Annotated in this window: 12 protein-coding genes and 1 other RNA gene; 5 read left to right on the top strand and 8 right to left on the bottom strand. The window is 57.2% G+C overall.

From position 1 onward, the window contains the following. Positions 1-11: 11 nt before the first annotated feature. From mraY to mraZ, 7 genes are read right to left on the bottom strand one after another with little or no spacing between them, the layout of a single operon-like run. Positions 12-1,097 (bottom strand): phospho-N-acetylmuramoyl-pentapeptide-transferase, encoded by a 1,086-nt coding sequence (mraY, locus tag ACUHMQ_RS03035; protein WP_445293970.1) that lies wholly within the window; start codon positions 1,095-1,097, stop codon positions 12-14. Between the two features lies 1 nt (position 1,098). Then, positions 1,099-2,484 (bottom strand): UDP-N-acetylmuramoyl-tripeptide--D-alanyl-D-alanine ligase, encoded by a 1,386-nt coding sequence (locus ACUHMQ_RS03030; protein ID WP_445293969.1) that lies wholly within the window; start codon positions 2,482-2,484, stop codon positions 1,099-1,101. Positions 2,485-2,487: 3 nt separating this feature from the next. Continuing rightward, positions 2,488-3,978 (bottom strand): UDP-N-acetylmuramoyl-L-alanyl-D-glutamate--2,6-diaminopimelate ligase, encoded by a 1,491-nt coding sequence (locus tag ACUHMQ_RS03025; RefSeq protein ID WP_445293968.1) that lies wholly within the window; start codon positions 3,976-3,978, stop codon positions 2,488-2,490. Then, positions 3,975-5,714 carry a peptidoglycan D,D-transpeptidase FtsI family protein gene (locus ACUHMQ_RS03020; RefSeq protein ID WP_445293967.1) on the bottom strand — a complete coding sequence of 580 codons (1,740 nt, stop codon included), beginning with the start codon at positions 5,712-5,714 and terminating at the stop codon, positions 3,975-3,977. The genes ACUHMQ_RS03025 and ACUHMQ_RS03020 overlap by 4 nt, the downstream gene beginning before the upstream one ends. Beyond that, positions 5,711-5,989: a cell division protein FtsL gene (ftsL, locus tag ACUHMQ_RS03015; protein WP_445293966.1), complete on the bottom strand. Its 279-nt coding sequence runs from the start codon at positions 5,987-5,989 to the stop codon at positions 5,711-5,713. Before ftsL ends, ACUHMQ_RS03020 begins: the two co-directional genes overlap by 4 nt. Beyond that, positions 5,986-6,948: a 16S rRNA (cytosine(1402)-N(4))-methyltransferase RsmH gene (gene rsmH / locus ACUHMQ_RS03010; RefSeq protein ID WP_445293965.1), complete on the bottom strand. Its 963-nt coding sequence runs from the start codon at positions 6,946-6,948 to the stop codon at positions 5,986-5,988. Before rsmH ends, ftsL begins: the two co-directional genes overlap by 4 nt. Then, complete coding sequence (gene mraZ, locus ACUHMQ_RS03005) at positions 6,945-7,391, bottom strand: division/cell wall cluster transcriptional repressor MraZ (RefSeq protein WP_445293964.1); 447 nt, start codon at positions 7,389-7,391, stop codon at positions 6,945-6,947. The genes rsmH and mraZ overlap by 4 nt, the downstream gene beginning before the upstream one ends. A gap of 301 nt (positions 7,392-7,692) precedes the next feature. On the opposite strand from mraZ, the gene ACUHMQ_RS03000 reads away from it, so the two are divergent. From ACUHMQ_RS03000 to msrP, 3 genes are all read left to right on the top strand, one after another. Further along, positions 7,693-8,028 (top strand): hypothetical protein, encoded by a 336-nt coding sequence (locus tag ACUHMQ_RS03000; RefSeq protein WP_445293963.1) that lies wholly within the window; start codon positions 7,693-7,695, stop codon positions 8,026-8,028. Between the two features lie 15 nt (positions 8,029-8,043). Continuing rightward, a complete protein-coding gene (locus tag ACUHMQ_RS02995; protein WP_445293962.1) occupies positions 8,044-8,223 on the top strand; it encodes a protein MIGRI in 180 nt (59 codons plus the stop codon). Positions 8,224-8,333: 110 nt separating this feature from the next. Continuing rightward, on the top strand, positions 8,334-9,275 hold the full coding sequence (gene msrP, locus ACUHMQ_RS02990; RefSeq protein ID WP_445293961.1) for a protein-methionine-sulfoxide reductase catalytic subunit MsrP: 942 nt from the start codon (positions 8,334-8,336) through the stop codon (positions 9,273-9,275). Positions 9,276-9,610: 335 nt separating this feature from the next. On the opposite strand, the gene rnpB is transcribed toward msrP, so the two are convergent. Next, positions 9,611-10,020, bottom strand: an RNA gene (gene rnpB / locus ACUHMQ_RS02985) — RNase P RNA component class A. A 106-nt stretch (positions 10,021-10,126) separates the two neighbouring features. On the opposite strand from rnpB, the gene ACUHMQ_RS02980 reads away from it, so the two are divergent. After that, entirely contained in the window at positions 10,127-11,371 is a 1,245-nt protein-coding gene (locus tag ACUHMQ_RS02980; RefSeq protein WP_445293960.1) for an ATP-binding protein, read from the top strand. Continuing rightward, the gene (locus ACUHMQ_RS02975; RefSeq protein WP_445293959.1) at positions 11,371-11,913 is read left to right on the top strand and encodes a response regulator transcription factor; all 543 of its coding nucleotides are present in this window, start codon (positions 11,371-11,373) and stop codon (positions 11,911-11,913) included. The genes ACUHMQ_RS02980 and ACUHMQ_RS02975 overlap by 1 nt, the downstream gene beginning before the upstream one ends. The last annotated feature ends 31 nt before the right edge of the window (positions 11,914-11,944 follow it).

Here is an 11,944-nt window from a genome sequence, read left to right as displayed (position 1 = left end):
GCGTTTTTTCCTTAACGCAGTTTCAGGGTGGCAAGGCCGGCAAGTACCAGCAGCATGGTGATAATCCAGAAACGCACCACGACCTGGGTCTCTTTCCAGCCTTTTAATTCGTAGTGATGGTGTAACGGGGCCATACGGAACACCCGTTTACCAGTAATCTTGAAGCTGGCTACCTGAATCATCACGCTCAGCGCTTCGACCACGAATACGCCGCCCATGATGGCCAGAACGATCTCCTGCCGTACGATGACCGCGACAGTCCCCAATGCCGCACCCAGCGCCAGCGCACCCACGTCGCCCATGAATACTTCGGCTGGATAGGCGTTGAACCACAGGAATCCGAGACCTGCACCAGCCATGGCGGCGCAGAAGACAGTCAACTCCCCGGCACCCGGAATGTGTGGCAGCAGCAAGTAGTTCGCGAATTTCACGTTACCGGCCACATAGGCGAAGACCGCCAAGCCGACCGCCACCATGACGGTGGGCAGAATGGCGAGACCATCCAGTCCGTCAGTCAGGTTGACAGCGTTGGAGGTGCCGACGATGACGAGGTAGGTCAGCACCAAAAAGCCGATCGTGCCGAACGGATAAGCGATGTGCTTGAAGAAAGGCACGATCAGTTCGGTATTGGCAGGCAACGTGGCGGTATTGGCGAGGTAGTAACCTGCGCTGATCGCAATCAACGACTGCCAGAACAATTTCTGTCGGCTGGTCAAACCTTTGGGGTTCTTCAGCGCCACTTTCTTGTAGTCGTCGATAAAACCGATGATGCCGGTACTCAGCGTGACCAGAAGCACAACCCAGACATATTTGTTATCCAGGTCTGCCCACAGTAGAGTGGTGAGCCCGATCGACAACAGGATCAGGGTACCGCCCATGGTGGGCGTACCTGCCTTGACCAGATGGGTTTGCGGTCCATCATTACGCACAGACTGGCCAACCTTCATGGCGGTGAGCTTGCGTATCACCCAGGGGCCGAGCATGAAGCTGATGAACAGCGCAGTCATGGTGGACAGCACGGCTCGCAAAGTGATGTAGTTGAAGACGTTGAAGGCGCGAACCGAATCACCGAGCCAATTGGCAAGAAGCAGCAACATGTTATTTTTCCCCCATGCCGGCGGCCGGCTGGGTTAAAGCACTTACTACGCGCTCCATTTGCATGAAGCGCGAACCCTTCACCACCACGGTGGTATTGGGTGTAATTTCGGTACGTAAAGCAGTAATCAAGGCAGAGTGGTTGGCAAACCAGTTTGCACCATCACCAAAGCTGGCGACGGCCTGCTGCATCTGCTCGCCGATGGCAAACAGTCGTTCGATACCGTGTTGGCGTGCATAAACACCGATTTCACGGTGCCGTTCGGCGATGTCTGCGCCAATCTCACCCATATCGCCCAATACCAGGAGGCGTTTGCCGGACTGGGCTGCCAATACATCTACCGCAACATGCATGGAGTTCGGGTTGGCGTTGTAGCTGTCGTCGATGATCAGCGCGCCATTACCCATGCGTTTTTGCTGCAAACGCCCTTTGGTGCCGGTATAGGTACCGAGACCCGCAGCAATTTCCTTTGGCATCAGGCCCATGGCGACAGCCGCGGTTGCTGCTGCAAGCGCATTACGAACATTGTGCTCGCCCGGCACTTTGAGCGTGACAGCGGCCTCACCGGCAGGCAGGCGAAGCAGGAACTGGCTACCTAGCGGATCGAGATGCAAGTCAGCGGCATGCACATTGCCCTGCTGCAAACCAAAGTCCAGCACGGTACGTTGCTGGGCAAGTTCACGCCAGAGCGGGGCGTAGGTGTCGTCGGCGTTGATGACGGCGATGCCATTTTCCGCAAGCCCTTCGAAAATCTCACCCTTGGCGCGCGCAACACCTGCGATGGAACCGAGGAATTCCAGGTGCGCAGCACCGGCGTTATTCAGCAATGCAACATCGGGCTTGGCGATATTGGTGAGGTAGCTGATCTCGCCAAAATGATTTGTGCCCATCTCCAACACGGCGTATTGGTGCTCGGCTGTCAGGCGCATGAGCATCAAGGGCAGGCCGATATGGTTGTTCAGGTTGCCGGCAGTGGCCAGGACTGCTGCTTCACCCACTTTGTGGCGCAGGATGGCGGCCAACATCTCCTTGACGGAGGTTTTGCCATTCGAGCCGGTGATGCCGATCACCGGGATCTTGAATTGCCGACGCCAGAAGGCAGCGAGTTGACCGAGCGCAGCCAGGGTGTCGCCGACTTCGATGTAATTGCCTGTCAGTTCAGGCAAACGACTGGTTTCGATCAATACACAGGCAGCGCCTTGCACTAATGCCTGGGCGGCGTAATCGTGGCCATCGAAACGGTCACCACGCAGGGCGACAAACAGGTCGCCTGGCTGGATGTCGCGACTATCGGTGCTTACGCGGGTGAAACTGGCCGCAGCGTCGCCACGCAGCTGGCCGTTGATGGCGCTGGCAGCAGACGACAGGGTCAGTATGGGCTTGCTCATCTTCTACAACGCTTTCCAAACCGCGAGTGCGGCTTCTGCTTCTTTTACATCGCTGAATGGCGTTTTCTCGCCATTCGCGTCTTGGTATTCCTCATGCCCTTTGCCGGCGATCAATACGATATCGCCAGGTTCAGCCAGTTCTAATGCTGAACGGATGGCGGCAGCCCGGTTGCTCTGAATGCTGTAGTCGCCCCGGCTGATGTGTTTGGCAGTGACACCGTCTACCCCCACGAGAATGTCGCGGATAATGGCCTTGGGGTCTTCCTTACGCGGGTTGTCGCTGGTGATGATCACCGTGTCGGCCAACTGGCAGGCAATCCGGCCCATCTGGGGTCGCTTGCCCTTATCGCGGTCGCCACCACAGCCAAAGATGCAGAACAAGCGACGGCCTTCCGGCAGGACTTCGCGCAATGTACTCAACGCTTTTTCCAATGCATCGGGGGTATGGGCGTAATCGACGACGACCTGAGGTTTTTTCCCACCACCCAATCGCTGCATACGCCCCTTGGCTGAGACGATCTGGCCAAGCACACTAGTGGCATCGGCAAGTGGCACACCACTTTTCAGCAGCACGCCCAAGCAAGCCAACAGGTTGGAGGCATTGAATCTACCGAGCAGCGGGCTCTTGAGTTCAGCTTCGCCCCAGGGCGAACTGACATGCATATAAATACCGCTCAGACTGCATGTCAGCTTGCTGGCACGTAAGTCACCATTGTCCAGGCCGTAACTGAGCGCCAGCGACTTAGGGACGTGTGTCAGCAGATCAATGCCAAATGGGTCGTCAGCATTGATGACAGCAGCCTGTAGCCCTTCCCACTCAAACAACTTGCGCTTGGCGGCACCATAGGCTGCCATGCTGCCGTGGTAATCCAGATGGTCCCGCGTCAAATTGGTGAACACGGCGATATCAAACGCCACACCATGGGCCCGAGCCTGCTCGATGCCGTGCGAACTGACTTCCATCGCCAAGTGGGTGGCACCGGTGTCGCGGAACTCGGCCAACATATTCTGCAGGCGCAGTGCATCTGGCGTGGTATGGGTGGCTTCGTGCAATGCATCCAACGGGCCATATCCCAGGGTGCCAAGCAGTACCGGCTGCTTTCCAAGTAGGGTAAATGCTTGTGCCAACCAATGCGCACAGCTGGTTTTCCCATTGGTGCCGGTAATGCCTATTGTCCAGAGCGATTGGCTGGGGTCGCCCAGCAGGTGGCTGGCGATAATGCCGGCCTGAGCACGCAACTGTGGAATGGGGAGATTGGGTACTTGCCACTCAGCCGGCCAATTGAAATTCTCCGCTTCCCACAGAATGCAACCAGCGCCTGCAGCGATGGCATGGTCGATATGGGTACGGCCATCGCTGTATTCGCCCGGAAATGCCAAAAAGGCGTCGCCGGGTTTGACCCGGCGGCTATCAGCAACGAGGCGGCGATTGGCGGCTATGGCATCAATCGCGCTCCAGTCGAGGGAAGGTAGGTTCCAGCTGGCTGGCTTCATGTTTCCTCCTTTACCTCGGGTTCTGACGGATCGGGCAACAGAATATTGTTCATGGGGGCATCGGGTGGGACGCCCAACATCCGCAGGCTGCCGGCGACAACACTGCTGAAGGTTGGTGCGGCCACAACACCGCCGTAGAAGGCGCCACTGGGTTCGTCGATCATCACTGCCACAACAAGACGTGGGTTGGAGATCGGAGCGATGCCGACGAAGGAACCCACATAGGATTTGACGTTGGTGTAACTGCCGCCAACCAGCTTCTTGGAGGTTCCGGTCTTGCCGCCGACGCGATAGCCCACCACCTGCGCGCGCAGGGCGGTACCGCCAGGCTGGGTAACGGTTTCGAGCATATTTCTGACTTCTTCGGCGGTCTGTGCGCTCATTACACGCTTGCCAGGCAATGGCGCTACCTGCTTCTGGAAGGTGACAGGACGTATTTCGCCATCGGTAGCGAAGGCCTGATAAGCCTTGGCCATTTGCAATAGGCTGACTGACAAACCGTAGCCGTAGGACATCGTGGCTTGTTCAATAGGACGCCAGGTCTTCCAAGGGCGAAGACGGCCCGATGCTTCGCCAGGGAAGCCGCTACGAGGTGCTTCACCTACGCCAACCGAGTCGTAGAAGTTCCACAGGTATTCCCGTGGCAGTTCCAGCGCCACCTTGGCGGTGCCGACGTTGCTCGACTTCTTGATGATATTGGCCAGACTGAGCGGACCATAGGCATGGACGTCACGCACGGTTGCAGGGCCGATCGTTAAGGTACCGTTGTTGGTGGACATCACGGTTTCAGGCTTGAATTTGCCGCTCTCCAGCGCTGCCGAAATACTGAGCGGCTTCATGGTCGAGCCCGGCTCGTACAAGTCGGTAATCGCACGGTTACGGCGGGCGGCTGGGTCATACTTACCGCGGTTGTTCGGGTTGAAGCTTGGGTAGTTGGCCATAGCTAACACTTCGCCGGTGCGTGCATCCAGTACGACAATGCCGCCCCCCTTGGCCTGATGGGTTTCCACGGCATTCTTCAACTCACGGAAAGCCAGGTATTGGATCTTGCGGTCGATGGAAAGCGTCAGCGTCTGGCCGTCACGGGGCTTTTCGATGCTGGTCACGTCCTCGACGATGTAACCGCGCCGGTCGCGAATCACATGGCGGCTGCCGGCTTTACCGGCGAGCATGCTCTCACGTGTCAGCTCGAAGCCTTCCTGGCCTTTGTTGTCGATGTCGGTGTAGCCAATGATATGGGCCATCACTTCGCCAGCCGGGTAGTAACGGCGGTATTCAGCCTGCTTGGAAATACCGGGAATGCCCAAGCCGATGACCCGTGCTGCAGCCTCGGGGCTCATCTGCCGTTTCAGGAAGACAAAGTCACGTTTCTTATTGGCCAGCCTTGCCTTGATGTCCTCGGGGCTCATATTGAGTTCCTTGGCCAAGGTTTGCAGATGCTGGTGGCTCATCGGCGGCATTTCGGACGGGCTGGCCCAGATGGACTGCACAGGCGTGGAGATAGCCAGGGGTTCGCCGTTGCGGTCGGTAATCATGCCGCGGTTGGCTTCCAGCTTAAGCTTACGGAAGTAACGCGCCTCACCTTGCTCACGCAGGAATTCTTCCTTGTAAGTCATCAGGTAGGTGGCGCGGCCAACCAATACCATGTAAAGGGCAAGCAACCCCGCCAACACGAGCCATGCACGCCACATCTGCAGCTTGAGGACGGGGTTGGATGCGGTGCGGTAGGCTGTCACTGTCCGCTCTCCTTGGCGACAGGTACAACCTGGGTGTGGTTATTGTCCGGCACGCGCATGTTGAGTCGGTTTGCCGCCTCGGTTTCAATGCGGGAATGCATAGCCCAGGTGCTTTGTTCCAACTGGAGCTGGCCCCACTCGACTTCCAGGCGCGATGACTCGTTCTGCGCCTTCTGCAACTCCATATAAGCCCTGCGCGCCTTGTGCTGGGACGTAACAACCCCCAGCGCACAGGCGATCAGGACACAGAGAAGGAGCAGATTCAGACGTGTCACTGGATGGATTTCTGCGCCGGCATCGGCGCACGGCTGCGTTCGGCGACGCGCAGTATGGCGCTACGCGCACGAGGGTTCTCGTCGATTTCCGTCTCACTGGCGCGGGCAGCTTTGCCGATCAACTTCAGTGGCGCTTCGCCGATATCGGCGGCACGGACAGGCAGGCGGCTCGGCAGTTTGTCAGCAGTGGCGGCATCGGCCATGAAGCGTTTGACGATGCGGTCCTCCAGCGAATGGAATGCGATGATGGATAGCCGGCCTGCTGTATTCAGGCGTTTGAGCGCCTGTGGCAGGGTCAGCGACAATTCCTCAAGCTCACGATTGATGTAAATCCGTACAGCCTGGAAGGTGCGCGTCGCCGGATCCTGGCCCGGCTCCCGGGTGCGGACGGCCGTTGCCACGATCTTGGCAAGCTGTCCTGTTGTGTTGATAGGGCCGATCGCCCGTGCCGCAACAATCGCGCTTGCAACCTGTTTAGCAAACCGTTCTTCGCCATAGTCCTTAATCACCTCCGCGATATCGGCCTGTTCAGCCGTTGCCAACCATTCCGCGGCTGTTTGGCCGCGGGTTGTATCCATGCGCATATCCAGCGGCGCATCAAAGCGAAAACTGAAGCCGCGGGCGGCTTCGTCAATCTGTGGCGATGACACGCCAAGATCCATCAGTACCCCGTCGACCTTGTCGATTCCGAGGGCATCCAATGCACTGTCGAAGCTGGAAAAACCTTCATGCACGATGTGAAACCGAGGATCGCCAATAGTCCGGGCATTGGCGACTGCCGCGGGATCGCGATCGAACGCAATCAACCGGCCTTGTGGGCCCAGCTGCGAAAGAATCAAACGGGAATGGCCACCGCGGCCATAGGTACAGTCGACGTACACCCCATTGGGCTGCACATTCAATCCCGCCACCGCTTCAGTCAACAGCACTGTGCGGTGGGTAAAAACAGCGACGCTCACAGCACAAAACCTTCCAGTTGCGCGGCGATATCGTCGGGTGACATCGCCAGGGCGGCAGCCGTCTGGGCCTGCCATTTTGTTTCATCCCACAATTCGAACTTGGAACCGAGACCGACCAGCGCCACAGCACGGTCGAGCCCGGCGAAGGCGCGCAGGGCGGGGGAGACAAGAATACGACCAGCCGAGTCCAGTTCCACTTCTTCAGCGTGACCGAGAATCAGGCGCTGCAGAGCCCGGGCCTGAGGATTGAAAGCAGGCAGGTTGTTCAGCTTCTCCCGCACTGGCTCCCAGGCTGGTTGTGGATAGATCAGCAGGCACTGGCTGGGGTCGACGGTAACAGTAAGCCGGCCGCCACACCCTTGCAGCAAGGCGTCGCGATGCTTGGCCGGTATGGCCAGACGCCCTTTGCTGTCGAGGTTGAGTGTGACTACGCCACCGAACATAAAATACCGCCAATTTTTCCCATTCAGGGACTGAAACCAAGGCAGGCTACCAAGTAGGGGGTAGCGAGCCCGAATTCCTGCATTTGGGGGCGGATAAAACACTTTTCACCACTTTGCCCCACTGTGTCCCACTATAGGGCAACATTTCGACACTGGTCAAGGGTGGAAAGTGGAAATTTTGTTTCTGCTACAATCACTTAGCACTAATTTGTAAATTCAGAACCAAATGCAATAATCCTTTGCAAATAAGGGTTTATAAAAAACCATGAATCCATAACTTTAACTTCGGGTATAAAACTTCATGTCTTACCGGATTTGTTTGGTGGTTTTGACAATGCTGATGGGCCTGATCGGCTGTTCACAACTGAGGCAAACGGGACAGACTGTTGTGGACAGCAACGGTGTGCTGCAGGACAGTACTGAACGTTATCTGGGCAATCACCAGTACCGTGTCCGTGTAACTGGCTCAACCATTGTTTTCAACGGCCAGGCGGAACAATTGTTCCGCCGGCGGGCTGAGCAATACACTGCATCACTGGGTTGCCGTAGTTGGAAAGTGCTTGAGTACAAAGCGGGTACGGAGAACACGTTGCTGGGTGCCCGCCAGTATGCCGAAGGGGTTGTGGAGTGTCTGTAAAGCTGGGGCTGGCCGATGCTGGCTAAATTTATCCGTTTGGCCTTGTTTGCGTTGGCGGCTTTGTTGATTTGGAACGCGATACTCAAGCCGGATACGCGACGGCGCTTTCGGAGCTATATCGAAACCTTGGCCTTTGCTTTGCTGGCTTCATCGGTATTGATGATGGGGTGGCATTGGTGGCGGCATGGCTCCTGAAGTACTGTTCTAAGTACCTGTTGTAGCTTGGGTAGATACGTACGTCAGAAAGCCCGAACGGGCACGACCAAGTGGGTGTCGAAGCCGCTAAAAGATGCAGGAGCCCAACCATGTCCGTTTACCGTCCCCCCGAAGTTGCACCAAGCGAAATCACCCCCGAGCACATCTATCTGAATCGCCGTGAATGGATGCAGGGTGCGGCGGCAGTTGCCGTGGCCAGCATGTTGCCGTCGGTGGAAGCGGCTGCGCCGCCAAAAGCGGCATTGCCCACTTTTTACAAGAGCCGCTTTAGTACGAATGAGCAGAAGAACAGCCAGGCTGAAATCACCAGTTACAACAACTTCTACGAGTTTGGTACCGATAAGTCGGACCCGGCCGAGCGGGCACATACCTTGAAGACAGAACCCTGGGTCGTGAAGGTTGAAGGTGAAGTCGCCAAGCCACGCAGTTTTGATATCGACAGTCTGCTCAAGTTCGCTCCGCTGGAGGAACGTATTTACCGGCTGCGCTGCGTTGAAGGTTGGTCGATGGTGATTCCCTGGGTGGGGTTGCCATTGAGTGCGTTGCTTAAGTTGGTGGAGCCCACTAGCAAGGGCAAATTCGTCGAGTTCACCACGTTGCAAGCACTCGACCAGATGCCCGGCCAGCGGACTGGCTCGTTAGACTGGCCGTATGTGGAAGGCTTGCGTATCGACGAAGCTATGCACCCTTTGACCATTCTGGCAGTGGGTCTGTATGGCAGGCCCTTACCGAAGCAGAATGGCGCGCCTGTTCGCCTTGTCGTGCCGTGGAAGTACGGCTTCAAGAGCATCAAGTCGATTGTGAGAATACGTTTGGTGGAAAAGCAGCCAGTTAGCAGTTGGACGCGCGCTAATGCCACCGAGTATGGCTTCTACTCGAATGTGAACCCTGAGGTAGACCACCCACGCTGGAGTCAGGCCAGTGAGCGGCGTATTGGCGAGTTCTTCAAGCGCAAGACCTTGATGTTCAACGGCTACGCAGAGGAAGTCGCCAGTTTGTACAAGGGGATGGATTTGCGCGCCAATTTCTAGGAACCTACCTACGCTCTTACTGCGCAGCCGTGATCAGGGTTCATGTGCTGCTCGAAATCCTCATGTACCTAAGTACATTCCGGTTTCTGCGCTGCGCTTCACCCTGCTGACAGCTGCTCGCTACAGATCGTAAACATGTTCTAAGTGCGACCAACAACATCCTTCTGGCGTTGTTGTGCAAACTTGCCGTACTCATACGTACTGTCTGCGTTTGCACGCCTAGCCAGAACCACTTCGTTCGGTTTTGTTAACCGCTCCAACAGTCTGGGTTGTACCCTACACTCCCGAAAAGCAAAAAGACGCGAAGCCATTCGCGTCTTTTCTATTTAAACCAGGGGCGAAGTCGGCCTATAAGCCGGGTCCTGTGACATGGCGGTTTCCCGCCACCGACAGTCATTCCTCTAGGACGGCCATTACTGGCCGCCTCAAGCAACCTACCCGCAAGCTCAGGGGGCCCCGTCAACGCTTGCCTATTTGGTCTTGCTTCGGATGGGGTTTAGCCTGCCTCGTCCTGTCACCAGTCGAGCGGTGGTCTCTTACACGAAGGCTTTGCAGCCCACCACGCTTGTTTCAAAGCGTGCGCCTTTTCACCCTTGCCACCGCGGTTGCCCGCAGTTCGGCGGTTCAGCTCTCTGTTCCACTTTCCGTCGCCTCGCGACGCCTGGCCGTTAGCCAGCATCCTGCCCTATGAAGCCCGGACTTTCCTCCCCCCATTTGCATGGGCGGCGACTGTCCGGCCGACTTCGCCTTGCTAGTCTACCACTGCGGTCAAGCCCCCCTGGAACCTGTTCACGCTCTTACTGCGCAGCCGTGATCAGGTTCTTAACTGCGGCCAAGCGCCGCAGCCGCATATGCCGCTACCCGTTTACAATACCGCGATGCCTTCTAACGCTTTAGTTTCCGTTCTGCACCGCCTGGTGCTGCTGCGCGCCGTGACCATTTCGGCCTATGTGGCCGCTGTCTTGTTTGCGGTCCTGGTTTTCAAATGGTCACTGCCGTTGTTGTCGCTCGGCTTTGTCTGCCTATTACTGATGGCTTACAACCTGCTCAGCGTGCTGCGCCTTCGTTTGGCGCGAAAGCGGGGTTACGCCATAACGGCGGGTGAAGTAGCCCGCCAGTTAAGCATCGATATCCTCGGGCATGGCTTATGGCTGTTTTTCATTGGTGGAGCGAGTAATCCGTTCACAGCCTTGTTTCTGTTGCCGCTGGTTATTGCCGCGGCGACTTTGCCGGCGCGATTTGTCTGGCCATTGACCGGGCTTACTCTGCTGACCTACAGCACTTTGTTGGTTTGGTACCTGCCGTTACCGCTGTCCGAAGAGTCGATGGCACAGGCTTTTTTCCTGCATACGCTGGGTATGTGGCTGGCCTTTGTGGCGGCTGCGCTGATTGTGGCGGGTCTTGTCACCCGCATTGGCCAACAGCTGCGTAGCCAGGAACGTGCGCTGGCTGAGGCGCGCGAAGCCGGATTGCGTCACCAGCAAGTATTGGGTCTGGGTTTACAGGCTGCTGGTGCGGCGCATCGGCTGGGTACACCCCTGGCGACGATGACGGTTCTGGTCGATGAACTAAGCGATGAACATAGCGAGAACCCGAGTTTGCGTGCTGACCTCGACTTGTTGAGGCAACAGTTGCAAGCCTGCCGTGCAGAGCTGGGGCGTTTACGTGCCGGCTGCGAACAGCCACTGCCACAAACTGTTGATACTGCTTTGCTTGGGCTGTTGGAAGACTGGCGTGTGGTAAGACCTGCTGCGCAGACCGAAGTCGCTGTGTTAGGTGCCCAACCTCCGGTTATGGCTTGGTCTTTCGATCTGCGCCAAGCGTTGTTGAATCTGCTGGACAATGCCGCAGATGCAAGCACCGCATGGCAGCGGGTTTCGCTTGACTGGACTGAGCATCAGTTACGAATCCGGATTGAAGACCGAGGCCCCGGCTTTGACGGTGTAGTGATCGAGCCCAGAAGGGGAGGGCTGGGCATGGGTATAGCGCTTGCTGTATCAGCCGTGGAGCGTTGTGGCGGCAAAGTGGTTTGGCAAAAACGTGCAGAAGGCGGTACTGCTGTAGATGTCAGTTTGCCGTTGGCGGAGGCCGCCTGATGCAGCACATTCTGTTGGTTGATGACGACCCGGCATTGCTTGCTGTATTGCAGCGGGCATTTGTACGACGTGGCTGGCAGGTCAGCACTGCGCTGGATGCAGCCAGTGCATTGGCGGTGGCGCAATCTGCTATGCCGTCCTGTGCAGTAGTGGACTTGAAACTGGGTAACGATTCGGGCCTTCGGCTTGTGCCATCGCTGCTGGCGGTTGTGCCGGATTGCCGTATCGTTATGTTGACCGGATACGCCAGCATCGCTACGGCTATCGAGGCCATCAAACTCGGCGCAGTGCATTACCTGGCCAAGCCTGCCGGCATCGATGAGATTTTGGCGGCCTTGGAGAAACTTGCGGGTAATGCCGAAGCCGAGGTCGAAGCGCAGCCATTGACGGTGGACCGACTAGAATGGGAGCACATCCAAAAGGTATTGGCCGAGTACGAAGGCAATATCAGCGCTACGGCCCGTGCTTTGAACATGCACCGTCGAACCTTGCAGCGCAAGCTTGTCAAGCGGCCCAGCCCCAATCCGCCAGAGCGCAGTTGATTGAGCCACATTAGGGGGATTCCTAGGCGGG

The organism is Chitinimonas violaceus, from assembly GCF_052601015.1.
The sequence above is the reverse complement of the archived record's forward strand: the minus strand, read 5'-3'. Positions and strand labels throughout refer to the sequence as shown.

What these genes read in the sequence shown, in the direction of transcription:
- mraY (WP_445293970.1), bottom strand. Translation starts at nt 1,097, where the DNA reads ATGTTGCTGCTTCTTGCCAATTGGCTCGGTGATTCGGTTCGCGCCTTC.
- ACUHMQ_RS03030 (WP_445293969.1), bottom strand. Translation starts at nt 2,484, where the DNA reads ATGAGCAAGCCCATACTGACCCTGTCGTCTGCTGCCAGCGCCATCAAC.
- ACUHMQ_RS03025 (WP_445293968.1), bottom strand. Translation starts at nt 3,978, where the DNA reads ATGAAGCCAGCCAGCTGGAACCTACCTTCCCTCGACTGGAGCGCGATT.
- mraZ (WP_445293964.1), bottom strand. Translation starts at nt 7,391, where the DNA reads ATGTTCGGTGGCGTAGTCACACTCAACCTCGACAGCAAAGGGCGTCTG.
- ACUHMQ_RS03000 (WP_445293963.1), top strand. Translation starts at nt 7,693, where the DNA reads ATGTCTTACCGGATTTGTTTGGTGGTTTTGACAATGCTGATGGGCCTG.
- ACUHMQ_RS02995 (WP_445293962.1), top strand. Translation starts at nt 8,044, where the DNA reads ATGCTGGCTAAATTTATCCGTTTGGCCTTGTTTGCGTTGGCGGCTTTG.
- msrP (WP_445293961.1), top strand. Translation starts at nt 8,334, where the DNA reads ATGTCCGTTTACCGTCCCCCCGAAGTTGCACCAAGCGAAATCACCCCC.
- ACUHMQ_RS02980 (WP_445293960.1), top strand. Translation starts at nt 10,127, where the DNA reads ATGCCGCTACCCGTTTACAATACCGCGATGCCTTCTAACGCTTTAGTT.
- ACUHMQ_RS02975 (WP_445293959.1), top strand. Translation starts at nt 11,371, where the DNA reads ATGCAGCACATTCTGTTGGTTGATGACGACCCGGCATTGCTTGCTGTA.